Here is a 22,870-nt window from a genome sequence, read left to right on the forward strand (position 1 = left end):
TGGTCGACAGGATGCCGCAGTGGAGGTGGTGATGCGCGTGATGTTGCTGGGAGCGACCGGGCTGGTCGGCGGGCTGGCCCTGCCGATGCTGCTGGACGACCCGCGCTGCCGTGCCGTGGTGGCCCCGACCCGGCGGGCGCTGGCCCTGGCCCACCCGAAGCTGTACGCCCCGGTGCTGGAGTTCGACGCCCTGCCGGAGGCGCCCGACTGGGCGCAGGTGGATGCCGTGATCTGCGCGCTGGGCAGCACGATGGCCCAAGCGGGGAGCCGGGAGGCCTTCCATCGCATCGACCATGACTACCCGTTGGCGTTTGCGCAGCTGGCCCGCAGCCAGGGCGCGCGCGCTTTCGTACTGAATTCGGCAGCGGGGGCCAATGCAGGCTCCGCGATTTTCTACAACCGGGTGAAGGGTGAGCTGGAGCGCGACCTGCGCGCGCTCGAGTTTGCTTCGCTCACCCTGGTGCGGCCCGGCCTGATTGGCGGGCAGCGGCAGCAGGTGCGCCGTGGCGAACACGTCGCCCTGCAGGTGCTGGGCGTGTTGGGGCCGGTGTTGCTGCGGGCGTGGCGGATCAATCCGGCCGATCGGATTGCCAGGGCGCTGGTGGATGCTGCGCTGGCGCCGCCGCCGGGCGAGCATGTGGTGGCATCCAGCGCACTGGTCGGCTGATGTCGCGTGCGCTGCGCCTGACCCAGCTGCTGCAGCTGCTGCGCCGCCATCGGCGGCCGGTGGCGGGCCAGGTACTGGCCGAAGCCCTGGGTATCAGCCTGCGCACGCTGTACCGCGATATCGAGACCCTGCGCGAGCAGGGCGCAGACCTGCGCGGAGAAGCCGGCATCGGCTACCAGCTGGCGCCGAGCGACACCCTGCCGCCAATGACCCTGCCACCGGCCGAGATTGACGCGCTGGTGTTGGGCTTGCGCTGGGTTGCGGCCCGTACCGAACCCGCTCTGGCCGAGGCCGCACGCGATGCGTTGGCGCGTATCGCGCATGTGTTGCCCGCAGCGCGGCGCGAGGCATTGCGTGACAGTGGCCTGCGGGTGGGCCCTTCGCGAACGGCGGTCAAGGTGCCGCCTGCGCGCCTGCAGGCCGTGCGCGAAGCAGTGAGTACGCAGCAGCGCCTCACGTTCGGTTATGAGGATGCGCACGGCCAGCGCAGCGAACGCATCGTCTGGCCGTTCGCACTGGCTTACTTCGATGAAGTGCCGATGCTGGCGGCATGGTGCGAGAGCCGCGAGGACTTCCGCCATTTCCGCTTGGACCGCATCCGCCGGGTGCGCGCGCTGGAGGATCACTACCTTGTGCCACGCGCCACCCTGCTGCGGCGCTGGCAGAAGGCGCAGGGCATCGCCCCGGACTGGCTGGACCGCTCGTAGCGTCGAGCTTGCTCGACGGCTTTTGCGCTTTGTTTCCGGCTCCTGATGGGATGGGGTGGCGGCCTTTGCTCTCTGCTTCTGGTGGAGGTCGAGCTTGCTCGACCGCCTTTGATCTTCGCGAACAGCCGTCGAGCAAGCTCGACGCTACTGACAGAATCTGTCAGCAGGCCGGTACCACCATGAAGCCTCCCAACAACGGAGCTTCCCCATGTTCATACCCAGCACCCTGCTGCAGTACGTGCGCGACGTCGCCGCCAGCGCCACTTTCTACAGCAGCATCCTCGGCAAGCCACCGGTCGAGCAGTCGCCCGGCTTCGCCCTGTTCCTGCTCGGCGATGGCGCCGCACTGGGCCTGTGGCAGCGCGATGACGTGCAGCCCCCCGTGTCCGCGCAGGCCGGTGCCGCCGAACTGGCGATGGTGGCAGCCAACCCCGAGGCTGTGCAGCAGATGCACGATGCATGGCGCGCGCTCGGCGTGCAGATCCTGCAGGCGCCGGTGACCTTGGAATTCGGCCATACCTTCGTCGGCGCCGATCCTGATGGCCACCGCCTGCGTGTCTACAGTCGCGCCGAGGGGTTGGCCGCGCGCGATTGAGCGCCCGCATTGTGTAGATCCACGCCATGCGTGGATGCGGGTATAAAAAAAACGCCGGGCAGTGCCCGGCGTTTTTTCAAATCAAGTGCCAACCAACGGTTGGCACCCACCGACCAGCTGAATCAGCTGGCCAGCGCCAAGTCGTCCATCATCGCGCGCAGGAAGCGGGCGGCTTCACCGCCGGTGGCTGCGCGGTGGTCGAAGGTGACCGACAGCGGGATCACCTTGTGCGCTTCCACGCCGCCCATCACCGGGGTCATCTGGTGGCGGGCACGGCCGGCACCGACGATGGCCACGCACGGCGGCACCACGACCGGGGTCGCGTAGCGGCCGGCGAACATGCCGAAGTTGGACAGCGAGATGGTGTAGCCGCTCAGTTCCGAGGCGGCGATCGAACGCGATTCCACCTGCTCGCGCAGGCGGTTGACACCCTCGCGGATGCCGCGTGCATCGAGCATATCGGCATTGCGCAGCGCCGGCACGAACAGGCCGTCATCGGTGTCCACGGCAATGCCGATATCCACCTGCGCGTGCAGGGTGCGGGTCAGCGCTTCACCGTCGAACCAGGCGTTCATCGCCGGTACCTTCTGCGCGGCCACCACGATCGAGCGCACCAGGCGCGCGGTGACGTCGTTGCCCGGCAGCCAGGCGTGGATGTCGGCGTCGTCGTTCAGCGTGGTCGGCACGACCTTGCTGTGCGCATCGGCCATCACGCGGGCCATGTTGCGTCGCACGCCCTTCAGCGGTTCCGGCTGGCCCTTGGCCACCACGCCCGGCGGCTGGGTGCGCATCGGCTTGCCGGCGGCAGACAGCGGGGTGCGCGCTTCGCTCTGCACCGGGGCCGACACCTGCGCCGGGGCCGGTGCGGCATAGGCAGCGGCGGCAACCGGTGCCGGCGCGGCGCCGAGCTTCGCACTGCCGTTGGCGGCGGCCTGCTTGACGTCGGCCATGGTCACCGCGCCATCGGTGCCGGTGGCAGGCACGCGGCTCAGATCGACGCCCAGCTTGCGCGCCATCGCACGCACGGCGGGGACGGCCTTGACGCCACCCACCGCCAGCGCCTGTTCGGCGTGCACGGCATTGGAGCTCTGCATCGCGCCGACCACGGTACCGGCGTCATCGCGCTCGGCAGCGGCGGGCTTGGCGGCTTCGGCAGCCACCGGTGCGGCGGCTGCCGGCAGCGGCGGCGGGGTCGGTGCGGCAGCCGGTGCAGCATGGCCGTGGCTGTGGCCTGTGTCCTGGCCATCGGCACGCTGCGGCAGGTTCGGGTCCAGCTCGAAGCTGGCCAGCACCGAACCGGTCGGGATGATGTCGCCGGGGGCGCCGGACAGCTTCAGCACCTTGCCGGAGAACGGCGAGGGCACTTCGACGACGGCCTTGGCGGTCTCCATCGAGACCAGCGGCTCGTCCAGCTTGATCACATCGCCTTCCTTGACGAACCACTCGACGATGGTGGCGTCCGGGAGGCCTTCGCCCAGGTCGGGCAGGTTGAAGTTCTTGGTCTGGCTCATTTGCAGTTCTCTTCCAGCAGTTCCAGTTCGCGGGCCGGCAGCCAGCCCGTCGCGCCATTGGCGCGCTCGGACCACCACCACCCACCGTGTTCGTGATGAAGCTTCACCATCTCGCCGCTTTCCACATCCAGCTCGCGGGCGTCGTAGTCGCACAGCGCTTCGGCGCGACCCTCGTCCAGCAGCTGCAGCCACGCGACGGGCGCCCATCCAGCGCGCCCATCGTTGGTGCGTACCCAGGCAAACGCCGGCCATTCCTCGTCACGAACACCTACTTCGACGATCTGGCCGGTGTGGAACCGGAGCGGGTTGGGATACTGGCTGCGGTAAGCCCCCAGAAGGCGGGCCCGCATGTCAGCCAGCCGCCACCGCGCGCTTGGCCGCAGCCACGATCCGCTCAACGCTCGGCAGGTACTTCATTTCCAGGCGGAACAGCGGAATGTGGGTGTCGTAGCCAGTGACGCGCTCGACCGGAGCCAGCAGGTCGTAGATCGATTCCTCGGCCAGGCGCGCGGCGATCTCGGCGCCGAAGCCCGCGGTCTTCGGGGCCTCCTGCACGATCACGCAGCGGCCGGTCTTGGCCACCGACTCGGCGATGGTGGCGAAGTCCAGCGGACGCAGCGTGGCCACGTCGATCACTTCGGCGCTGATGCCTTCGCCGGCCAGCTTATCGGCCGCTTCCAGCGCTTCCTTCACCTGCGCGCCCCAGGTCACCAGGGTCACGTCGGTACCGTCGCGCAGCACGAAGCAGACGTCCAGCGGCAAGGCTTCGCCGTCGTTGACGACCACTTCCTTGTACTGGCGGTAGATGCGCTTGGGCTCCATGTAGATCACCGGATCCGGCTCGCGGATCGCGGCCAGCAGCAGGCCGTAGGCACGCTGCGGGCTGGACGGCAGCACCACGCGCAGGCCCGGCACGTTGGTGAAGATCGCCTCGTTGGCTTCGCTGTGGTGTTCCGGCGCGCGGATGCCGCCGCCCCACGGCACGCGCAGCACCATCGGGCAGTGCAGGCGGCCACGGGTGCGGTAACGCAGTCGCGCGGCGTGGCAGACGATATGGTCGACCATCGGGTACATGAAACCGTCGAACTGGGCCTCGGCCACCGGCTTCATGCCCTGCGCGGCCAGGCCGATGGTCAGGCCGGCGATGGTGGTTTCATCCAGCGGGGTGTCGAGGATGCGTTCGGAGCCGAAGCGCTGCTGCAGGCCGGCGGTGGCACGGAACACGCCGCCGTTGACGCCCACGTCCTCGCCCAGCACCAGCACCGACGGGTCGTGCTCCAGCTCCCAGGCCAGTGCCTGGGTGATGGCTTCGATGAGGGTGATCGGCGTGGTGGTCATGCTCTGTTCTCCGCGCGCGATGGCAGCGCTGTCGGCGGCGTTGGTGTGCGCGCCGGGCGCGCCGTTCTTGATCTCATCCATGGCGCTTCTCCAGGGCGATCGCCTGGGCACGCTGGGCCAGCAGATCCGGCGGCGGATCGGCGTACAGGAAATCGAACATCGCCTCCACCGGCTGCACCGGCGTGTTGAGGTACAGGTTCACTTCCTCGTCCACGCGCGTGCCGCACTCGGCGACCCAGGCGGTTTCCTCGGCCTCGCTCCAGACGCCGGCGTTGATCAGGTACTTGCGCAGGCGCAGCATCGGCTCGCGCTGCCAGGCATCCTTGACCTCGGCGTCGTCGCGGTAGCGGCGCGCGTCATCGGCGGTGGTGTGGTCGGACAGGCGATAGGTCATCAGTTCCAGCACGGTGCCACCGTCGCCGGCCAGCGCACGTTCGCGCGCCTGCTCCATGGCCGCCAGCACTGCAATGAGGTCGTTGCCATCCACCTGCAGGCAATGCAGGCCGCCGGCCAGGCCCTTCTGCGCCAGCGTCTCGGCACCGGTCTGGGCCGAACGCGGGACCGAGATGGCCCAGCCGTTGTTGACGATGCACAGGATCAGCGGCAGCTTGTAGGCACCGGCCGAATTCAATGCCGCGTAGAAATCGGTCTTGGAGCTGCCGCCGTCGCCGCACACGGCCACCGCGATCTGCGGTTCCTTGTTGAGCTTGAACTTCAGCGCGGCACCCGCAGCGTGCAGGCACTGGGTGGAGATCGGCACGCAGAACGGGAAGTCCTTGGCCGCGTTGCCGCCGTAGTCGTTGCCACGCTCGTCGCCGCCCCAGTACATCAGCACGTCATGCGGACGCACGCCACGCATGAACATCGCGCCATACTCGCGGTACGAAGGCGCGAACACGTCGTCCTTCTGCATCGCGGCACCGATGCCCACGTGCGCGGCTTCATGGCCCAGGCAGGCGGCATAGGTGCCGAGCTTGCCGGTGCGCTGCAGCGCGATGGATTTGCTGTCGAACGTACGTACGAACAGCATCTGCTTGAACAGCGGCACCAGGACCTTGGGGTCGCGCAGCGACGCGGGCAGGTCATCGCGGACGAGCTTGCCGTCCGCGTCCAGGTACTGCAGGTATTCGATCTTGAATTCAGCGGCAACCGTCATTGCGTACTGCACCTTCGACAGAGAAGTTACAAATGATATGAATCGCCATGTTAAGGAACGCGTACGGAATAGCCTTCCTGCGGCGCAACACGGCGATGCCCTGTTTTACCCCTGCCGGCGGGTGGGGGGCCAATAACAACAACGTATTCAGTCGTTGCTGCAAAGCATCAGAATACGCCTCTGGCTGACTGCCTGTGCAACGGCGTGATCGGTTCCACGCGCAGCCCCGGCAACGGCCGATGCTCCACGGCCAACCGCACGCCCCGGTATGGACCCGGCGGCTGCCAGCGCGGCGGCAACGCGCTACCCTTGCCGCCCCCGATCTGGTCCCGCCCATGTCCGTCGACAACAACCAACGCGATCTCGAAGCCGGCATCCACACCGACCTGCAGGGGCGGCTGACCTACGGCGGTTACCTGCGGCTGGACCAGCTGCTCAGCGCGCAGCAGCCGCTGTCCAGCCCGCCGCACCACGACGAGATGCTCTTCATCATCCAGCACCAGACCTCCGAGCTGTGGCTGAAGCTGCTTGGCCACGAACTGCGGGCGGCGATCGGCTTCCTGCAGCGCGATGAAGTCTGGCAGTGCCGCAAGGTGCTGGCGCGCAGCAAGCAGGTGCTGCGCCAGCTCACCGAGCAGTGGTCGGTGCTGGAAACGCTGACCCCGTCCGAATACATGGGCTTCCGCGACGTGCTGGGCCCGTCCTCGGGCTTCCAGTCGCTGCAGTACCGCTACATCGAGTTCCTGCTGGGCAACAAGAACGCGCAGATGCTGCAGGTGTTCGAGCACGACCCGGCCGGGCAGGCGCAGCTGCGCACCGTGCTGGAGGCGCCGAGCCTGTACGAGGAATTCCTGAAGTACCTGGCCCGCTTCGGCCACGCCGTGCCGGCGGTGTACGAGACCCACGACTGGACCCAGCCGCACGTGGCCGACGACGCCCTGCAGCCGGTGTTCGAGCGCATCTACCAGGACACCGACCGCTACTGGCGCGAGTATTCGCTGTGCGAGGACCTGGTGGACTTGGAGACCGCCTTCCAGCTGTGGCGATTCCGACACATGCGCACCGTGATGCGGGTGATCGGCTTCAAGCGCGGCACCGGCGGTTCGTCCGGGGTGGGCTTCCTGGCCAAGGCGCTGGACCTGACCTTCTTCCCCGAGCTGTTCCAGGTGCGCACCAGCCTGCAGGCGGCACCCCCGGCCACATTGGGCTGATCCCCATTCAGCTTGAATCCCGGCCGGCGGCTGGATCGTTTCAGATGCAAGTTCAGCGAGCAGGCAGTGACCTGCCTCAAACGGCGTGTATTTGACGTGAACGCCAGAAGTCGGTGATCCTCGCGCGTTGCTCCACTGCACATCGGACGTGCTCGTCATCCACCGAACCAGGAAACCCGCATGAGCGTAAACGCCACTGCGAACACCCCAGAGCCGGCCCTGCCGGACTTCAAGACCACGCTGGGCCACCCGCGCCCGCTGTGGATGCTGTTCATGACCGAGTTCTGGGAACGCTTTGCGTTCTACGGCATCCGCTGGGCCTTGGTGCTGTACATCGTTGCCCAGTTCTACAACGGCAGTGCAGCCGGTGAAGGCGATGCCAGCCGCATCTACGGTGCCTACCTGGCCCTGGTGTACGCCGCGGCGATCTTCGGTGGCTACGTGGCCGACCGCGTGCTCGGCTACCAGCGCTCGATCCTGACCGGTGCGGTCATCATGGCCGCCGGCCTGTTCATGATCTCGTTGCCGCAGGAGCACATCTTCAAGCTCGGCCTGGCCACGATCATCGTCGGCAACGGCATGTTCAAGCCGAACATCTCGACCATGGTCGGCAAGCTGTACGGCCTGAAGGACGAACGCCGCGATTCGGGCTTCACCATCTTCTACATGGGCATCAACATCGGCGCGATGATCGCCCCGGTGCTGACCGAGTACCTGGCCCGCAAGGTCTTCGGTACCTCGGAAATGCCGTCGTATAAGGTCGTGTTCATCGCCTCGGGCGTGGGCATGCTGATCTCGCTGGTGTGGTTCTACATCGGTCGCGCCGGCCTGAAGGGCATCGGTGCACCGCCGGCCGGCGCTGAAGGTTTCGGCCGCATCGTCATGGTGCTGATCGGTGCCGTGGTCGCGATCCCGATCGCCTACTTCCTGCTGGCCACCGGCGCCACCGCGCTGGCCTGGATCCTGGGCGCGATGTTCACCGCGCTGGCCGTGCTGCTGCTGATCGAGGGCATCCGCGAGGGCAAGGTGCAGCGCGACCGCGTGATCGCCATGCTGATCATCTTCGCCTTCAACGTGATGTTCTGGATGTTCTTCGAACAGGCCGGCAGCTCGTTCACCTTCCTGGCCGAGAACATCGTCAACCGCCAGTTCGGTGAGTGGACCTTCCCGACCGCGTGGTTCCAGTCGGTCAACTCGGTGGCGATCATCACCCTGGCGCCGATCATCGCCTGGATCTGGGTGGCCATGGGCCGTTCCAATCCGTCCATCCCGCGCAAGTTCGGCCTCGGCCTGCTGTTCAACGGCGCGGCCTTCGCGCTGCTGATGTACGCGCTGTCGCAGATGGTGGTGGACGGCAAGATCCCGTTCTGGACCCTGTTCATGGTCTACGTCATCCAGTCCGTGGGTGAGCTGTGCCTGTCGCCGATCGGCCTGTCGATGGTGACCAAGCTGGCTCCGGTGCGCCTGGTCGGCTTCGGCATGGGCGGCTGGTTCCTGTCCACCGGCATCGGCAACAACCTGTCGGGCATCTTCGCCGGCGTGGTCAGTGGTGAAGGCGGCATGACGGTCGAGTCGGCCCTGAAGGGGTATACCTTCGGGTTCTGGGCCCTGATCGGCTCCGGCGTGGTGCTGTTCCTGATCGCCCCGCTGATCAACAAGCTGATGCACGGCGTCAAGTAAATGATGAGAGGGTAGAAGGCATGCGCATGAAGCTCGGTAGTGCAGTGGTAGTGGTCTGTGCGGCGCTGATCGGCGCCTGTTCCCAACCGCAACCGCCTGCCGCCGCCGAGCCGACGCAGCCGCTGGATACCCGGCCCACCGAGCCACCGGTCGCTGACCCCAGCGAACCGGTGGCCTCGGGCAACACCCCGGTGGCGGCGGACATCGCCGCCATCGCCGGGCTCGGTGCGCAGTTCGACCCGGCCCGTGATCCCGCCGATGACCTGGCCACCGCCAAGGTGGAAGCCCAGCGCGGCAAGAAGCGCATCCTGCTGGAAGTCGGCAACGCCGCCTGCGATCGCTGCCAGGCGTTGGACGAGTTGGTGGAAGGCAACGGCGACCTGCGCCGCTTCCGCGATGCCCACTACGTGTGGGTGAAGGTCAACGCCAGCGACGAACAGCCCAATACCGCCTTCTTCGCCCAGTTCCCGGTGATGGACCGCGACTATCCGCATCTGCTGGTGCTGGACGCCGACGGCAGCCTGCTGGTGTCGCAGGCCACCGCCGAGCTGCGCCGGGGCGAGGCGTTCCAGCCTGCGCGGGTGAGCGCCTTCTTGAAGAAATGGGCCTCTGACAAACCGGAATGAGGCCGCGCCGACCGCTGGCCGCCGTGCTCGGTGGGAGCCGACCGTTGGTCGTGGTGCTCGGTGGGTGCCGACCGTTGGTCGGCACTGATGCAGGGTCGCATCCACGCATGGCGTGGATCTACCGGCGGTGCCGGCCTTGAGGGCGCGGACCTACTGTGGGTGTGGTCACATTCCCTGAAACGTTGACTCAATTTCGCGGCGTGGCCGCCGTTACCGGCAAGGACCTCAGTCGACGCTCCGTCGACGCAACCTACCGGAACGCCCCATGCACAGCGACCACGCCGAACGATTGCCCGAAGCTGCCAGCGACCTGGCCGACGCTGGGGCAGGCGATGGCGTGACCCTGCCGCCGCAGGAGGCCTTGCTGGATGACGCCGGCACCGGCCAAGACACCGTTGATCTGGCACCCCCACGCCACCGCTTGCCGCAGATCGCGTTGCCCGACAATGTGGTGCTGAAGGGCGCGGTGCAGAAGCTGGTCGAACAGAAATCGCGGCTCGACGCGCTGGCCGCCGAGGGCCAACTGGCCGGGTTGCTGCCGCCGGAATGGCAGGGCCACGGCGTGCGCGCGATCGAACTGTCCACCTTCATCCAGGGCGTGCTGCCGTTCCTGCAGCCGGGCGAGCGGGGCGAGACCGCGCCGGCGCGGCTTCCGGTGCGCCACGTGCTCGGCGACGACAGCCGCTGGGGGCTGGGCGATGTGTCCGAACCGAAGTCACTGGCCTGGTACCTGGCCAGTGACGAGCGCGCCAGCGCCGGCAGCAAGGACGTGGCCGAGGCGTACCTGGTGGGCGCACTCGGCCTGGCGTGGATGCAGGAAGGGCGCAGCCGCCCAGGCTTCCTGCGTGCGATGGGCCAGGACAGCCTGGCGGCACGGGTGACCATGCTCGGCTATCCGCCGGCCAACGAACTGGCGCTGTACAGCGTCACCGCGCACGGCCAGTCGCAGATCTGGTGCGTGCATGGCCGACGCCGCATGCGCCCGCTGGTGGCGCCGTGGCTGAGCGTACCGCTGCTGACCGCCTACGGCGTGCCGGCACCGGTCGCGTGGCCATCCAGCTTCCCGCCGGTGGACGCCGTGGCCGAACTGCTGGCGACCGCTCGCCTCGGCCGGGCGCTGCCGGAAGTGGATCTGGGCAAGGTGGTGGCGAAGATCGCCGAAGACGCCGCATCCGAAGCCTGGCAGCCGGTCAGCCTGCTGCAGCTCAACACCTGGTCGCCGCGCTGGCACTTCTTCCTGGGTACCTTCGTCGGCTTGCCGTCGCTGCTGCTGGTGGCCGCGGCGCTGGCACTGCCGGGGGCGGTCGAAGCGGCCACCGTCGCCGCCTCGCTCGGCTTCGCCGGCGGCGCCATCGCGGCGCTGGCAGTGCCGTGGATCCATGCGCGGCGCAAGCACCTGAGCTGAAAAAGGGGACGGAGGGGATTAAGCCGAAATCAGCACACGTGTGCCTGAAGCGACTTAATCCCTTCCGTCCCCTTTCTGCTCACACTCCCTCGCCCATCCGCTCCAGGCCGTCTCCGGCCAGGCGCAGGATCAGCTTTTCCAGCACCTGCTCCTCCTCCTCGCTCAGCACCGACATCAACTTGCGGGTGATCTCGATCACCATCGGCGCGATGGTCTCGTACACCTCGAAGCCGGCTGCCGACAGCGCCAGCACCGACCGCCGGCGGTCGTCGCCGTGGGTCTCGCGCTTGATGAAGCCGCGTTCCAGCAGGCGGGCCACGGCACGGCTGACCGCCACCTTGTCCATCGCCGTGCGGTCGGAGACCTCGCTGGCCGACGAACCCGGGTACAGCGCCAGGATGGTGATGACCCGCCACTCGGGAATCGCCAGGCCGTAACGATCGCCGTATAGCTTGGCGATGTTGCCGCTGACCCGGTTGGACAGCACGCTCAGCCGGTAGGGCAGGAACTGTTCCAGGTCGAGCAGGACGTGCGAGGCACGCAGGCGGGTCGAGGCGGGTTCGGGGCTCATGTTGCGGTGCACCTTGCTGGTGGTTTCAAGTGTAACTATAAGGGGTAGGTCCAGACCCTGCATTCTCGCCGGGTCCCTACCTGCCCGCACCTGGTTTGTACCGATGCGGTACCGATTCGGAGCCACGCCATGAATACCGCAGTCCCGACCGCCTCGCACCCCAACCCCGGCATGCAGGTCACCACCTTCGAGAACCCGATGGGCATCGACGGCTTCGAGTTCGTCGAATTCGCCGCCCCGGCCGGCCGTGGCCAGGAGCTGCACGAGTACTTCCGGAAGATGGGCTTCAGCGCGGTGCTCAAGCACAAGCAGCGTCCGATTACCGTCTATCGCCAGGGCGACGTCAACTTCCTGGTCAATGAAGACCCCGATTCGTTCGCCGCCGACTTCGCCGAAAAGCATGGTCCGTGTGCCTGCGGCTTCGCCATCCGCTTCAAGAAGCCGGGCCAGGAGGTCTACCAGACCGCACTGGGCAACGGCGCCGAAGCGATCGCCTTCAAGCCGGACAGCAAGGCGGTCAACGCGCCGGTCATCAAGGGCATCGGCGACTGCATGCTGTACCTGGTCGACCGCTATGGCAGCGCCGGCAGCATCTTCGACGGCGACTACGAGCAGATCGCGGGCACCGACCTCCACCCGGTCGGCTTCGGCCTGACCTTTATTGATCACCTGACCCACAACCTGTACTTCGGCAACATGCAGCAGTGGTCGGACTACTACGAGCGCCTGTTCAACTTCCGCGAGATCCGCTACTTCGACATCAAGGGCCTGAAGACCGGCCTGGTGTCCAAGGCGATGACCGCCCCGGACGGCATCGTGCGCATCCCGCTGAACGAATCGTCCGACCCGAAGAGCCAGATCAACGAGTACCTGGACGCGTACAAGGGCGAGGGCATCCAGCACATCGCCTGCTTCACCGAGAACATCTACGAGACCGTCGAAGCGATGCGCGCGCAGGGCGTGGACTTCCTCGACACGCCGGAGACCTACTTCGACGTGATCGACCAGCGCGTGCCGAACCACGGTGAAGACGTCGCGCGCCTGGCGAAGAACAAGATCCTGATCGACGCCGATCCGGAAACCCACCAGCGCAAGCTGCTGCAGATCTTCACCCAGAACTGCATCGGCCCGATCTTCTTCGAGATCATCCAGCGCAAGGGCAATGAAGGCTTCGGCGAAGGCAACTTCACCGCGCTGTTCGAGAGCATCGAGCGCGACCAGATCCGCCGCGGCGTGCTGTAAGGTCTGCAGGCAATGTCGGCCTCCCGCCGACATTGCCTGTCCACATGGTAGTGCCGGCCGCTGGCCGGCAATCTCTGGAGTTTCCATGTCCACCGCCCTCACCGCCCGCGGCTACCAGTCTGGTTTCGGCAACGAATTCGCCACCGAGGCCGTCGCCGGCGCACTGCCGGTCGGGCAGAACTCGCCGCAGAAGGTGGCCCATGGCCTGTACGCCGAACAGCTGACCGGCACCGCTTTCACCGCGCCGCGCGGCAGCAACCGCCGCAGCTGGCTGTACCGGATCCGCCCGGCGGTCACCCATGGCGAGTTCACCCCGTTCGCGCAGTCGCAGCTGCAGTGTGATTTCGGCGCACAACCGGCCTCGCCCAACCAGCTGCGCTGGAGCCCGCTGCCGTTGCCGGAACACCCGACCGACTTTGTCGAAGGCCTGTACACGATGGGCGGCAACGGTTCGCCCGATGCGCATGCCGGCGTCGGCATCCATCTGTACGCAGCCAACCGCGACATGGTCGGCCGCTACTTCTACGACGCCGATGGCGAGCTGCTGATCGTGCCGCAGCTGGGCGCGCTACGCCTGCTGACTGAAATGGGCGTGATCGAGATCGAGCCGCAGCAGATCGCGGTGATCCCGCGTGGCGTGCGCTTCCGCGTGGAACTGCCCGACGGCCCCAGCCGTGGCTACATCTGCGAGAACTACGGTGCGCTGCTGAAGCTTCCCGACCTCGGCCCGATCGGTTCCAATGGCCTGGCCAACCCGCGCGACTTCGAGGCCCCGCACGCGGCGTTCGAGGACGTGGACGGTGACTTCGAGCTGATCGCCAAGTTCGAAGGCCGCCTGTGGCGCGCCCCGATCGACCATTCGCCGCTGGACGTGGTGGCCTGGCACGGCAATTACGCGCCGTACCGCTACGACCTGCGCCGCTTCAACACCATCGGCTCGATCAGCTACGACCATCCGGACCCGTCGATCTTCCTGGTGCTGCATTCGCCCAGTGACACACCGGGCACCAGCAACATGGATTTCGCGATCTTCCCGCCGCGCTGGCTGGTGGCGCAGAACACGTTCCGTCCGCCGTGGTTCCACCGCAACATCGCCAGCGAGTTCATGGGCCTGGTGCATGGCGCGTACGACGCCAAGGCCGAGGGCTTCGTGCCCGGCGGCGCGTCGCTGCACAACTGCATGAGCGGCCACGGCCCCGATGCACCGACCTTCGACAAGGCGTCCAATGCGGACCTGTCGAAGGCGGACGTGATCAAGGACACGATGGCTTTCATGTTCGAGACCCGCGCGGTGATCCGCCCGACTGCGCAGGCGCTGGCCGCCGGACATCGCCAAGGGGATTACCAGCAGTGCTGGAACGGCCTGCGCAACAACTTCCGGCCGTCCCGCTAGCGGGGTGGGGGCCGACCTTGGTCGGCACGGACCCTGATCGCATCCATGCATGGCGTGGATCTACGGTCTCCGCCCTCGGTGGGTGCCGACCTTGGTCGGCACGGATGCTTTCCGCCGGAACCCGCGCTTACGCCACTTCGGCGAAGGCGTCGCAATGCTCCAGCGGCAGTGCCTCCAGCAGGCGCTGCCGCACGCGCTGGCAATAGCCGTCCGAGGTCAGTCCGGGCAGCATCTGCAGTGCCGACTGCAGACGCTGCAGTACCTCTTCTTCCGCACGCGCCTGCTGCAGGTCGCGGAACAGCGCCGCCGCCTGCGGGTGGCGCTGCATTTCCAGGATGCCCAATACGTAGATGCGCGCGGCCACCAGCGAGCGGCGGCGTTCGACCGGCGCGGCGGGCGCTGGCGCAGGAGCGCTGGCCGTGACCGGCGCCGGGGCGGGTGGCGGAACGGGCTGGGGTGCGACTGTCGCGGAGGGCGCGGATGCTGGTGCTGCCGTCGGACCGGTTTCGAGGTACCCGCTCTGCATCAGCTGGATCACCATGGCCGGCGCCTCCTGGCCGAGCAGGCCGGTCAGGTCGGTAACGGTGCGCTGGCCGTCACACAGGATCAGCAACCGTCGCTGGCGCATGTCCAGCGGCGCGCGGTGGGCCTGCAGCGCGGTTCGGGCGAGATCGGTCTTGCGCGGTTGCATGGAAGGGACTGGCGAGTCGGTGCAGGCCGAGCCTGAACGAAGGCGATGAAACCGCGATGACAATGCAGCGCCTGCACGCGGCTTGCGCTAGCGTGCAGCCACCTTCGTGCCACGGAACCGCACTGATGAAGCACCTCCCGATTGCTGGTCTGTTGCTCCTTTCGCTCACCGCCTGCAACGGTGGCTCCGACAAACAGGGCGCCGCGGGCAGCGGCAGTGACACGCCGGCGGAGACCGCTTCCGCAACCGGGCCGGCACAGTCGACGGATCCGGATCTGGCCGCCCGTCCCGCCAATGACCTCCGGGCTGACAGCCCGGCGCGCCTGGACGGCTTCGCCGGCGCGACGCTGGGAGCCGGCATCGCCGAGGTCCGCAGCGGCTTTGGAAGGCCGCTGCAGGGGCTCGGCACCGATGCGGCCGGCAAGCCGCTGCCGGCCGACGACAGCAACGATGGCTGCTACTTCCTGCGTCCCCAGGACGCCGAGGATCCGCGCCTGATGATCGAAGGCCGCAAGCTGGTGCGCTATGACGTGCGCAGCGCCGCGATCATCGCACCGGGTGGCGGCAAGGTCGGCATGACCCTGGGCGAGCTGCAGGTGTTGTACCCCGAGCGTGCCGATGTCGGCCCGGACAAGTACGACGAGAAAGCCCAGCACCTGCGCGTGCGTCCGGCGAAGGAAGGCGATGCGGTGATCGACTTCGCGCTCGGTGCCGACGGCAAGGTCGGCGCATGGCGCGTTGGGAAGACCCCGCAGGTCGATTACGTGGAAGGCTGCGGCTGATCCTTGATCCACGGCCCAGCCACGCGCGCGGGGCCAGCGTAGAATCGCGCCACGACCGCTGGGGGAGTGCTCGATGATCGCCATTGCCATTGCCTGGTTCCTGCTCGGCCTGCTGCTGCTGGCGCTGGGCGGGGACTCCATCGTCAAGGCCGTGTCCGGCCTGGCCCAGCGCTTCGGGGCCAGCCCGTTCACCGCCGGCCTGCTGCTGCTCGGGGTGACCACCTCGTTGCCGGAACTGGCGGTCAACGCACGGGCGTTGGCGGTTGGCCAGCCCGAGCTGGCATTGGGCAACGCGGTGGGCAGCAGCATCGTCAACCTGGGCCTGACCCTGGCCGTGGCGGCGATCGCCGCACCGTTGCTGCTGCGCGCGCGCCTGCAGACGGTGCTGTGGTGGTCGCTGCTGGCGGCCGCTGCGCTGCTGATCCTGTTCGGCCTCGACGGCCGGCTGGTGCGCTGGGAAGGCGGTGTGCTGGTCGCCGGCTTCATCGTCATGCAGGTCGTGCTGCTGCGCCGTGGCCGCCGCGAGAGCGCAGACGTGCAGGCGGCCATCGCCGAATCCGCGCTGAGCCGCACCAGCCTGCCGTTGAACGTGCTGCGCGTGCTGATTGCCGCATTGACCCTGTACTGGGGCGCACGCCTGGTGGTGGGGGCGGCGGCTGATTTCGGAACCGCGCTGGGCTGGACGCCGTTGCTGGTGGGCCTGTTGCCGGTGGCCATCGGTACCGCGCTTCCGGAGGTGGCTACCGCCATCGCGGCTGCGCGTCGCGGTCATGGCGACATGGTGCTGGGGCATGTGCTGGGGTCCAGCGCGGTCAACCTGCTGCTGGTGATCGGTGCGATGGCCCTGCTGCAGCCGCTGGCGCTGCCGGCTTCGTTCGTGCGCCTGGAACTGCCGGCGTTGCTGGCATTCGCGCTGGTGCTGTACCCGATGCTGCGTGGTGACCTGAAGATCAACCGCGGCGAAGGTGCGATCCTGCTGGTCGCCTTCGTCGGCTGGCTGGTGCTGGAAGTGCTGCTGGTGGCCGCACCGGCCTTGTAGATCCACGCCATGCGTGGATGCGGTTGATTGTCTGTGCCGACCAACGGTCGGCACCCACCGGTTCAGCGGACCTGCGAACCTTCTTCTTCCCGCACCGGTTCCGGCGGCGGCAGCTGTTCCTCGGCGGCCGGTTCGTTGCCCGGCAGGCTGGGACGCTTTTCCATCAGCAGCGACAGCGCAGCCTTGGCCATCATGTGTGCACTGATCGGCGCGGTGATGAACAGGAACACGGTGATCAGCAGCTCGCGCGGCTGCGGGTCCTGGCCGAGGAAGATGTGGTAGCACACCGAACACACCAGCACGCAGCCCACGCCCAGCGTGCTGGCCTTGGTAGGGGCGTGCAGGCGCTTGAAGAACGTGGACAGCTTCACCAGGCCCAGTGCCCCGACCAGGATGAAGAAGCAGCCGAACAGCAGCAGGATCGACAGGCCGATCTGGATCACGGTGATCATTCGACGATGTCCCGGCGCAGCACGAACTTGCTCAGCACCACGGTGCTGCCGAACCCGAGCATGGCGATGACCAACGCGGCTTCGAAGTAGATCGCGGAGTTCAGGTACATGCCGAACAGCATCAGCTCGGCGATGGCGGTCACCGACAGCGTGTCGAGCGCGAGGATGCGGTCGGGCACGGTCGGGCCACGCAGCAGGCGCCAGGTGGCCAGCAGCATGGCCAGGCCGACCACGTGCATGCATACCACCAGCGTGGTCTGGATGATCTGGAATCCAGTCATGGGAAGATCTCCATCAACGGGGCTTCGTAACGTCGCTTGATCGTGTCGATCAGGTCCTGCGGGTCCTCCAGGTGCAGCACATGCACCATCAGGAACCTGCGGTCGTCGCTGAGCACGGCCGAGACCGTGCCCGGGGTCAGCGTGATCATGCTGGTCAGCGCGGCGATACCGTGGATGTTGGCGATGTCCAGCGGCAGCCAGATGAAACCCGGGTGGATGTTCTTCTCCGGGCCCAGCACCTGGATGGCCACGCGGATGTTGGACATCAGGATGTCCCACAGGGTCACGCACAGCAGTTTCGGCAGCGGCCGCAACGTGCCGATGCGGGCGAACTCGCGGTCCAGGCGTGCGGCGAACAGGGGCACCACCACGCCCAGCACCAGCCCCAGCACGATCTGGCCGAGGGTGAAGCTGTCGGACATCAGCAGCCAGAACGCCACCACCATGATGCTGAGCACCGGCGAGGGAATGATGCGGCGGAACAGGGAGCGCTGGGCGGTCATGGCTGGCGGATCTCCGGCGTGGTCGCACGCAGCTGTTGCACGTACTCGCTGGGGTGCAACAGCTGTGCGGCAGTGGCGTCGGTGTAGCGCATCAGTGGCGCGGCGGCCAGGGTCATGCCGATGCCGTAGGCCAGCAGGATGCAGGCGGCGTACAGCTCGACCCGGCGCAACCGTGCCTTGCGTGGCGGCGGCGCCTGCGGATCGACCGGCGGCACGCGCCAGAACAGGCGGATGCCGCCGCGGGCCAGGCCCATGATCACCAGCAGGCTGCTGACCAGCACTGCGGTCCACACCGGGCCGGTGTACTGCGCGGGCATGCCGGCCAGCAGGGCGGCCTTGGCCAGGAAGCCGGACAGCGGCGGCAGGCCGGCTACCGACACCGCGCCGATCAGGAACAGCACCGCCGGCGTTTCCTTGCCCGGCATCGGCGCGACCACTTCCTTGCGGTCGCTGGCGCCGCCGCGGCGACGGCGGATCAGGTCGGCAATCAGGAACAGCGCAGCGGCGACGAAGCTGCTGTGCGGCAGGTAGTACAGGCCAGCGGAGAGTACCTGCGGGGTACCCACCGAGAAGGCGATGAACAGCGTGGCCGCCGAGACGATCACCAGGTACGAAATCAGCACGCGCAGGCGGGTCGCGGCCAATGCGCCGAGGCCACCGAGCACCAGCGTCGCCACGCCGGCCCACAGCAGCCAGTCGCGGCCATAACCCGCCATCGCACCGGCGTCGTCGCCGAACCACAGCATCTGGATGCGCAGCACCGCGTACAGGCCGACCTTGGTCATGATCGCAAACAGCGCAGCGACCGCCGCCGGCGCGCGCGAATAGGCTTCCGGCAGCCACAGGTAGAGCGGCATCAGCGCGGCCTTGGCGCAGAACACCAGCAGCAACAGGCCCATCGTTGCCTTGACCAGGGTCAGCTGTGCCGGTGGCACTTCGGCGATGCGCTGCGACAGCTCGGCCATGTTCAACGAGCCCAGCGAGGCATACAGCAGGCCCAGCGCGATCAGGAACAGGGTCGAGGCGGTGACGTTGAACACCACGTAGTGCAGGCCGATGCGCATGCGCAGGCCGCGCCCACCGCTGAGCAGCAGGCCATAGGAGGCGATCAGCATCACCTCGAAGAACACGAACAGGTTGAAGATGTCGCCGGTCAGGAACGCGCCGTTGAGGCCGACCAGCTGGAACTGGAACAGCGCATGGAAGTGCGGCGCGCGGCGGTCCCAGCCCGAGCAGGCATGCAGCAGGCAGGGGATGGCCAGCAACAGGGTGGTCAGCAGCATCCACGCCGACAGCCGGTCGGCCACCAGCGCGATGCCCAGGCGCGACGGCCAGTCGCCCAGCAGGTAGACGTTGATCTCACCGCTGGCGGTGGTGGCGAACAGCAGGCCTACCGCCAGCGCCAGCGCCGACAGCGAGGTCCAAGCCACCGCGCGCTGCACCCTGGGGCCGTAGCGGCGGTGTTCGACGAACAACGACAACGCCGCACCCAACAGCGGAATCAGGATCGGCAGGATCACCAGATGATTCATGCGCGGTCCTCGCCCTGGCGCGGCGAAATGCCCTCATCCTGCTGATCGTCATCCGGCTCGTGGGCGTCCACGTGGTCGCTGTGGTTGTCGCTGCGGCTGCGCATGGCCAGCACGATGCTCACCGCAGTCATTGCAAAGGCAATCACGATCGCGGTCAGCACCAGCGCCTGTGGCAGGGGATCGGTGTAGTTGCCGAGGTGGCTGTCCACGCCTTGCTGCAGCACCGGCGCCTTGCCCAGCACCACGCGGCCACCGGCGAAGATCAGCAGGTTGGTCGCGTAGGACAGGAAGGTCATGCCGAGGATCACATCGAAGCTGCGCGCACGCAGCAGCAGGTAGATGCCGATGGCGGTCAGCACGCCGATCGCGGTAGCCAGGGCCAGTTCCATCAGTGCATCTCCCCGGTGCGTGCCGAACGGCGTTGCAGGTCGATCTCACCCTTGCGGGCGGTACGGGTACGCGACGGCTTGATCGTGCCCATCATCGACAGCATCAGCATGGCGCCGCCGAACACCACCAGATAGACGCCGATGTCAAAACCGATCGCGCTGGCCAACGGCACCTCGCCGATCAGCGGCAGGTGCAGGTCGAGGTGGCCGCTGGTCAGGAATGGCACGCCGAACAGCATCGAGGCACTGCCGCTGAGCAGGGCGATCAGCAGGCCCATGCCGATGCAGCGGATGTAGTCGAAGCCGAAGCGTGATTCCACCGACGCGGTGCCCTGGATCACGTACTGGATCAGCAGCGGCACCGCCAGCACCAGGCCGGCGATGAAGCCACCGCCCGGCGCGTTGTGGCCGCGCAGGAACAGGAAGATCGACACGGTCAGGGTCAGCGGGAACATGATCTGCGCCAGGTCGGCCGGCACCGGCAGCTTGATCGGTGGCCCGGGCATGATCTGCTCCGGTGCCATCCGCGTGCGCCGCAGCAGCGCGTGCACCACCAGTGCGGCGATGCCGAACACGGTGATCTCGCCGAAGGTATCGAAGCCACGGAAGTCGACCAGGATCACGTTGACCACGTTCTGGCCGTACGCCTCGGGCAGGGCGCGGGCGAGCAGCTCGCCGGCCATGGTGTTCGGCGGCAGCGTCATCGCCGAATAGGCCAGCGCGCCGAGGCCGGCACCGGCGACGATCGCGATCACCGCATCGCGGCGCTTGCGCCAGCGCGGCCGCTCCGGCCCGGATTGCGCAGGCAGGTAGTTCATGCCCAGCAGCATCAGCACCAGGGTGACCATCTCGACCAGCAGCTGGGTCAGGGCCAGGTCGGGCGCGGACAGGAACACGAAGGTCAGCGCCACCATCAGGCCGACGCCACCGACCAGCAGCACCGCCAGCAGGCGCTGCTTGTAGACGCGCAGGGTGGCCACTGCACAGGCCATCATCACCAGCCACAGCGCCCAGCCCAGCAGCGGGATCGGCTGCGGTGCGGTCCAGTTCGGCGAGGCCGGGTTGGCCACGAACGGCGCGGCGGCGACCACGATCGCCACCAGCACCAGGCCCAGCAGCATGCGCTGCAGGCTGCCGTTGGCGATGCCGTTGGTCAGGCGCATGGCCAGCGCGGACACCGCATCCAGCTGCGCATGGAACACATTGCGGCCGGTGCTGACGTTGGTCACGCCGTGCAGGTTGATCAGCTTGCGCAGCCCGAAGTACAGCGCCACGCCACCGACCACGCCGATCGCGCTCATCGCCAGCGGCAGGTTGAAGCCGTGCCACACCGCCAGGCTGTACTCGGGCATGGCGGGGCCGAGAATCGAGGCAGCGGCGGCGTGCAGCACCGGTGCCACGGTCAGCGCGGGAGCCACGCCCACCGCGATGCAGATCACCACCAGCAACTCCACCGGCACCTTCATCCAGCGCGGCGGCTCGTGCGGCACGCGGTCCAGGTCGTGCGGGCCGGGGCCGAAGAAGGTGTCGTGCACGAAGCGCAGGCTGTAGGCCACGCCGAACACGCCGGCCAGCAGCGCGGCGATCGACACCGCCGTACGCATGGTGCCCGGGCCGCCCGCGGTAATTGCTTCAGCGAACAGCATTTCCTTGGACAGGAAGCCGTTGAGCAGCGGAATGCCGGCCATCGCCAGCGAGGCGATGATCGCCAGCGCACTGGTGAAGGGCATCAGTTTCCGCAGCCCACCCAGCTTGCGCATGTCACGGGTGCCGGTCTCGTGGTCGATGATGCCGGCGGCCATGAACAGCGAGGCCTTGAACGTGGCGTGGTTGAGGATGTGGAACACGCCGGCGACCACCGCCATCGGCGTGGACAGGCCGAACAGCAGTGTGATCAGGCCCAGATGGGAAATGGTCGAGTACGCCAGCAGGCCTTTCAGGTCGTGCTGGAAGATCGCGTTCCAGGCGCCGATCAGCAGGGTCAGTGCGCCGATGCCGCTGACCGTGTAGAAGAACAGGTCGCTGCCGGCCAGCGCCGGGTGCAGGCGCGCCAGCAGGAACACGCCGGCCTTCACCATGGTGGCCGAGTGCAGGTAGGCCGAGACCGGGGTCGGCGCCGCCATCGCGTGCGGCAGCCAGAAGTGGAACGGGAACTGCGCACTCTTGGTGAAGATGCCGGCCAGCACCAGGAACAGCGCGTACGGGTACAGCGCGCTGGCGCGGATCTGCTCGCCAGCGGCCAGCACCACGTCCAGGTCGAAGCTGCCGACGATGCGGCCGATCAACAGCACGCCACCGAGCAGGGCCAGGCCGCCGCCGCCGGTGATCACCAACGCCATGCGCGCGCCCTCGCGGGCATCCTGGCGGTGCGACCAGAAGCCAATCAGCAGGAACGAGCTGATGCTGGTCATTTCCCAGAAGATCATCAGCAACAGCAGGTTGCCGGAGATCACCATGCCCAGCATGGCGCCCATGAACAGCAGCAGGTAGCAGTAGAAGCGGTGCGCGTTGTCCTGCTGGCTCAGGTAGTAGCGCGCATACAGCACCACCAGTGCGCCGATGCCGAGCACCAGCCCGGCGAACATCCAGGCCAGCCCGTCCAGGCGCAGGGTGAAGTCCAGGCCGATCTGCGGCAGCCAGGGCACGATCGTGCGCACCACCTGGCCATCGAGTATGGAGGGGGTCAGCCAGCCGAGGATGGCCAGCCCGCCCAACGGCGCCAATGCCGCCAGCCAGGCAGCAGTCGAGCGCGAACTACGGGGGAAGGCCGCAACGGCCGCTGCCATCAGGAAGGGCAGGGCCAGCAGCAGGGGCAGGCTGGGGAGCATGCAGGGAATCCATGATTCACGAGCAGGTCAGGGAGGATAACAGGCTGCGAAATGTCGCCGAAACCCATCGAACAGCGATCAATTGCATGTAACGTTCGCTGATTCATTTTTTCTGCGGCGCAACATTGCGTTCCTGCCTCTCCTCCCCGGCTGCCCTCGGGGGACACCCTACGCCCACGCAGGGAGACCGCAGGCCCTGTCGCACAGGGGCTGCCGTCGACGGGCGGGACGTGGGGAGCGGGTCACCGGCGCAGGCTGGCAGGGCCACCGT

At 67.5% G+C, this 22,870-nt stretch carries 23 protein-coding genes; 11 read left to right on the forward strand and 12 right to left on the reverse strand.

Annotated features, from left to right (window positions below):
• Nucleotides 1-31 precede the first annotated feature (31 nt).
• The 3 genes from ACMZPQ_RS13270 (at nt 32) to ACMZPQ_RS13280 (ending at nt 1,969) form a co-directional block, all read left to right on the forward strand.
• Nucleotides 32-667, forward strand: coding sequence for an NAD-dependent epimerase/dehydratase family protein (locus ACMZPQ_RS13270; protein WP_414485987.1), 636 nt, complete (start codon nt 32-34; stop codon nt 665-667).
• Nucleotides 667-1,374, forward strand: a complete 708-nt coding sequence (locus ACMZPQ_RS13275; RefSeq protein WP_197581941.1) for a helix-turn-helix transcriptional regulator — start codon at nt 667-669, stop codon at nt 1,372-1,374. Before ACMZPQ_RS13270 ends, ACMZPQ_RS13275 begins: the two co-directional genes overlap by 1 nt.
• 208 nt (nt 1,375-1,582) lie before the next feature.
• Nucleotides 1,583-1,969 (forward strand): VOC family protein, encoded by a 387-nt coding sequence (locus ACMZPQ_RS13280; protein ID WP_197581943.1) that lies wholly within the window; start codon nt 1,583-1,585, stop codon nt 1,967-1,969.
• Between the two features lie 122 nt (nt 1,970-2,091).
• On the opposite strand, the gene ACMZPQ_RS13285 is transcribed toward ACMZPQ_RS13280, so the two are convergent.
• The 4 genes from ACMZPQ_RS13285 to pdhA are packed head-to-tail and all read right to left on the reverse strand — an operon-like array spanning nt 2,092 to nt 5,974.
• Nucleotides 2,092-3,480 carry a dihydrolipoamide acetyltransferase family protein gene (locus tag ACMZPQ_RS13285; RefSeq protein ID WP_197581945.1) on the reverse strand — a complete coding sequence of 463 codons (1,389 nt, stop codon included), beginning with the start codon at nt 3,478-3,480 and terminating at the stop codon, nt 2,092-2,094.
• Nucleotides 3,477-3,830, reverse strand: coding sequence for an SH3 domain-containing protein (locus ACMZPQ_RS13290; RefSeq protein WP_008265756.1), 354 nt, complete (start codon nt 3,828-3,830; stop codon nt 3,477-3,479). Before ACMZPQ_RS13290 ends, ACMZPQ_RS13285 begins: the two co-directional genes overlap by 4 nt.
• Before the next feature lies 1 nt (nt 3,831).
• Nucleotides 3,832-4,899: an alpha-ketoacid dehydrogenase subunit beta gene (locus ACMZPQ_RS13295; protein ID WP_197581947.1), complete on the reverse strand. Its 1,068-nt coding sequence runs from the start codon at nt 4,897-4,899 to the stop codon at nt 3,832-3,834.
• Nucleotides 4,892-5,974, reverse strand: coding sequence for a pyruvate dehydrogenase (acetyl-transferring) E1 component subunit alpha (gene pdhA, locus ACMZPQ_RS13300; protein ID WP_197581949.1), 1,083 nt, complete (start codon nt 5,972-5,974; stop codon nt 4,892-4,894). Before pdhA ends, ACMZPQ_RS13295 begins: the two co-directional genes overlap by 8 nt.
• Before the next feature lie 335 nt (nt 5,975-6,309).
• Here pdhA and ACMZPQ_RS13305 point away from each other — a divergent pair, with 335 nt between their 5' ends.
• From ACMZPQ_RS13305 to ACMZPQ_RS13320, 4 genes are all read left to right on the forward strand, one after another.
• Entirely contained in the window at nt 6,310-7,185 is an 876-nt protein-coding gene (locus ACMZPQ_RS13305) for a tryptophan 2,3-dioxygenase family protein (protein WP_197581951.1), read from the forward strand.
• Between the two features lie 180 nt (nt 7,186-7,365).
• Nucleotides 7,366-8,865, forward strand: a complete 1,500-nt coding sequence (locus tag ACMZPQ_RS13310; protein ID WP_197581953.1) for a peptide MFS transporter — start codon at nt 7,366-7,368, stop codon at nt 8,863-8,865.
• 20 nt (nt 8,866-8,885) lie between these two features.
• Nucleotides 8,886-9,491, forward strand: a complete 606-nt coding sequence (locus ACMZPQ_RS13315) for a thioredoxin family protein (protein ID WP_197581955.1) — start codon at nt 8,886-8,888, stop codon at nt 9,489-9,491.
• Nucleotides 9,492-9,756: 265 nt separating this feature from the next.
• A complete protein-coding gene (locus ACMZPQ_RS13320; RefSeq protein WP_197581957.1) occupies nt 9,757-10,896 on the forward strand; it encodes a hypothetical protein in 1,140 nt (379 codons plus the stop codon).
• A 79-nt stretch (nt 10,897-10,975) separates the two neighbouring features.
• Here ACMZPQ_RS13320 and ACMZPQ_RS13325 read toward each other — a convergent pair whose 3' ends face one another.
• A complete protein-coding gene (locus ACMZPQ_RS13325) occupies nt 10,976-11,467 on the reverse strand; it encodes a MarR family transcriptional regulator (protein WP_197581959.1) in 492 nt (163 codons plus the stop codon).
• Nucleotides 11,468-11,596: 129 nt separating this feature from the next.
• On the opposite strand from ACMZPQ_RS13325, the gene hppD reads away from it, so the two are divergent.
• Entirely contained in the window at nt 11,597-12,709 is a 1,113-nt protein-coding gene (gene hppD / locus ACMZPQ_RS13330) for a 4-hydroxyphenylpyruvate dioxygenase (protein WP_008264994.1), read from the forward strand.
• 85 nt (nt 12,710-12,794) lie between these two features.
• Nucleotides 12,795-14,102 (forward strand): homogentisate 1,2-dioxygenase, encoded by a 1,308-nt coding sequence (gene hmgA, locus ACMZPQ_RS13335; protein ID WP_197581963.1) that lies wholly within the window; start codon nt 12,795-12,797, stop codon nt 14,100-14,102.
• A gap of 127 nt (nt 14,103-14,229) precedes the next feature.
• Here hmgA and ACMZPQ_RS13340 read toward each other — a convergent pair whose 3' ends face one another.
• Nucleotides 14,230-14,793: a hypothetical protein gene (locus ACMZPQ_RS13340; protein WP_197581965.1), complete on the reverse strand. Its 564-nt coding sequence runs from the start codon at nt 14,791-14,793 to the stop codon at nt 14,230-14,232.
• Nucleotides 14,794-14,918: 125 nt separating this feature from the next.
• Between ACMZPQ_RS13340 and ACMZPQ_RS13345 the strand changes: the two genes are divergently transcribed.
• Nucleotides 14,919-15,575, forward strand: a complete 657-nt coding sequence (locus ACMZPQ_RS13345; RefSeq protein ID WP_197581967.1) for a hypothetical protein — start codon at nt 14,919-14,921, stop codon at nt 15,573-15,575.
• Between the two features lie 73 nt (nt 15,576-15,648).
• Nucleotides 15,649-16,614 (forward strand): sodium:calcium antiporter, encoded by a 966-nt coding sequence (locus ACMZPQ_RS13350; RefSeq protein WP_197581969.1) that lies wholly within the window; start codon nt 15,649-15,651, stop codon nt 16,612-16,614.
• Nucleotides 16,615-16,676: 62 nt separating this feature from the next.
• Here ACMZPQ_RS13350 and ACMZPQ_RS13355 read toward each other — a convergent pair whose 3' ends face one another.
• From ACMZPQ_RS13355 to ACMZPQ_RS13380, 6 genes are read right to left on the reverse strand one after another with little or no spacing between them, the layout of a single operon-like run.
• Nucleotides 16,677-17,066, reverse strand: a complete 390-nt coding sequence (locus ACMZPQ_RS13355; RefSeq protein ID WP_197581971.1) for a Na+/H+ antiporter subunit G — start codon at nt 17,064-17,066, stop codon at nt 16,677-16,679.
• The gene (locus ACMZPQ_RS13360; protein WP_006399171.1) at nt 17,063-17,347 is read right to left on the reverse strand and encodes a K+/H+ antiporter subunit F; all 285 of its coding nucleotides are present in this window, start codon (nt 17,345-17,347) and stop codon (nt 17,063-17,065) included. The genes ACMZPQ_RS13355 and ACMZPQ_RS13360 overlap by 4 nt, the downstream gene beginning before the upstream one ends.
• Nucleotides 17,344-17,850: a Na+/H+ antiporter subunit E gene (locus ACMZPQ_RS13365; protein ID WP_006474206.1), complete on the reverse strand. Its 507-nt coding sequence runs from the start codon at nt 17,848-17,850 to the stop codon at nt 17,344-17,346. The genes ACMZPQ_RS13360 and ACMZPQ_RS13365 overlap by 4 nt, the downstream gene beginning before the upstream one ends.
• Nucleotides 17,847-19,382 (reverse strand): monovalent cation/H+ antiporter subunit D, encoded by a 1,536-nt coding sequence (locus ACMZPQ_RS13370; RefSeq protein WP_197581973.1) that lies wholly within the window; start codon nt 19,380-19,382, stop codon nt 17,847-17,849. Before ACMZPQ_RS13370 ends, ACMZPQ_RS13365 begins: the two co-directional genes overlap by 4 nt.
• Nucleotides 19,379-19,771 carry a Na+/H+ antiporter subunit C gene (locus tag ACMZPQ_RS13375; RefSeq protein ID WP_197581975.1) on the reverse strand — a complete coding sequence of 131 codons (393 nt, stop codon included), beginning with the start codon at nt 19,769-19,771 and terminating at the stop codon, nt 19,379-19,381. Before ACMZPQ_RS13375 ends, ACMZPQ_RS13370 begins: the two co-directional genes overlap by 4 nt.
• Complete coding sequence (locus ACMZPQ_RS13380; RefSeq protein ID WP_197581977.1) at nt 19,771-22,599, reverse strand: monovalent cation/H+ antiporter subunit A; 2,829 nt, start codon at nt 22,597-22,599, stop codon at nt 19,771-19,773. Before ACMZPQ_RS13380 ends, ACMZPQ_RS13375 begins: the two co-directional genes overlap by 1 nt.
• Nucleotides 22,600-22,870 lie beyond the last annotated feature (271 nt).

The organism is Stenotrophomonas maltophilia (assembly GCF_047497515.2).
In the GTDB taxonomy this organism is placed as follows: domain Bacteria; phylum Pseudomonadota; class Gammaproteobacteria; order Xanthomonadales; family Xanthomonadaceae; genus Stenotrophomonas.

Excerpts from the sequence above, each read along its gene's own strand:
- ACMZPQ_RS13270 (WP_414485987.1), top strand. The coding sequence starts at position 32 with ATGCGCGTGATGTTGCTGGGAGCGACCGGGCTGGTCGGCGGGCTGGCC.
- ACMZPQ_RS13275 (WP_197581941.1), top strand. The coding sequence starts at position 667 with ATGTCGCGTGCGCTGCGCCTGACCCAGCTGCTGCAGCTGCTGCGCCGC.
- ACMZPQ_RS13280 (WP_197581943.1), top strand. The coding sequence starts at position 1,583 with ATGTTCATACCCAGCACCCTGCTGCAGTACGTGCGCGACGTCGCCGCC.
- ACMZPQ_RS13285 (WP_197581945.1), bottom strand. The coding sequence starts at position 3,480 with ATGAGCCAGACCAAGAACTTCAACCTGCCCGACCTGGGCGAAGGCCTC.
- ACMZPQ_RS13290 (WP_008265756.1), bottom strand. The coding sequence starts at position 3,830 with ATGCGGGCCCGCCTTCTGGGGGCTTACCGCAGCCAGTATCCCAACCCG.
- ACMZPQ_RS13295 (WP_197581947.1), bottom strand. The coding sequence starts at position 4,899 with ATGGATGAGATCAAGAACGGCGCGCCCGGCGCGCACACCAACGCCGCC.
- pdhA (WP_197581949.1), bottom strand. The coding sequence starts at position 5,974 with ATGACGGTTGCCGCTGAATTCAAGATCGAATACCTGCAGTACCTGGAC.
- ACMZPQ_RS13305 (WP_197581951.1), top strand. The coding sequence starts at position 6,310 with ATGTCCGTCGACAACAACCAACGCGATCTCGAAGCCGGCATCCACACC.
- ACMZPQ_RS13310 (WP_197581953.1), top strand. The coding sequence starts at position 7,366 with ATGAGCGTAAACGCCACTGCGAACACCCCAGAGCCGGCCCTGCCGGAC.
- ACMZPQ_RS13315 (WP_197581955.1), top strand. The coding sequence starts at position 8,886 with ATGCGCATGAAGCTCGGTAGTGCAGTGGTAGTGGTCTGTGCGGCGCTG.
- ACMZPQ_RS13320 (WP_197581957.1), top strand. The coding sequence starts at position 9,757 with ATGCACAGCGACCACGCCGAACGATTGCCCGAAGCTGCCAGCGACCTG.
- ACMZPQ_RS13325 (WP_197581959.1), bottom strand. The coding sequence starts at position 11,467 with ATGAGCCCCGAACCCGCCTCGACCCGCCTGCGTGCCTCGCACGTCCTG.
- hppD (WP_008264994.1), top strand. The coding sequence starts at position 11,597 with ATGAATACCGCAGTCCCGACCGCCTCGCACCCCAACCCCGGCATGCAG.
- hmgA (WP_197581963.1), top strand. The coding sequence starts at position 12,795 with ATGTCCACCGCCCTCACCGCCCGCGGCTACCAGTCTGGTTTCGGCAAC.
- ACMZPQ_RS13340 (WP_197581965.1), bottom strand. The coding sequence starts at position 14,793 with ATGCAACCGCGCAAGACCGATCTCGCCCGAACCGCGCTGCAGGCCCAC.
- ACMZPQ_RS13345 (WP_197581967.1), top strand. The coding sequence starts at position 14,919 with ATGAAGCACCTCCCGATTGCTGGTCTGTTGCTCCTTTCGCTCACCGCC.
- ACMZPQ_RS13350 (WP_197581969.1), top strand. The coding sequence starts at position 15,649 with ATGATCGCCATTGCCATTGCCTGGTTCCTGCTCGGCCTGCTGCTGCTG.
- ACMZPQ_RS13355 (WP_197581971.1), bottom strand. The coding sequence starts at position 17,066 with ATGATCACCGTGATCCAGATCGGCCTGTCGATCCTGCTGCTGTTCGGC.
- ACMZPQ_RS13360 (WP_006399171.1), bottom strand. The coding sequence starts at position 17,347 with ATGACTGGATTCCAGATCATCCAGACCACGCTGGTGGTATGCATGCAC.
- ACMZPQ_RS13365 (WP_006474206.1), bottom strand. The coding sequence starts at position 17,850 with ATGACCGCCCAGCGCTCCCTGTTCCGCCGCATCATTCCCTCGCCGGTG.
- ACMZPQ_RS13370 (WP_197581973.1), bottom strand. The coding sequence starts at position 19,382 with ATGAATCATCTGGTGATCCTGCCGATCCTGATTCCGCTGTTGGGTGCG.
- ACMZPQ_RS13375 (WP_197581975.1), bottom strand. The coding sequence starts at position 19,771 with ATGGAACTGGCCCTGGCTACCGCGATCGGCGTGCTGACCGCCATCGGC.
- ACMZPQ_RS13380 (WP_197581977.1), bottom strand. The coding sequence starts at position 22,599 with ATGCTCCCCAGCCTGCCCCTGCTGCTGGCCCTGCCCTTCCTGATGGCA.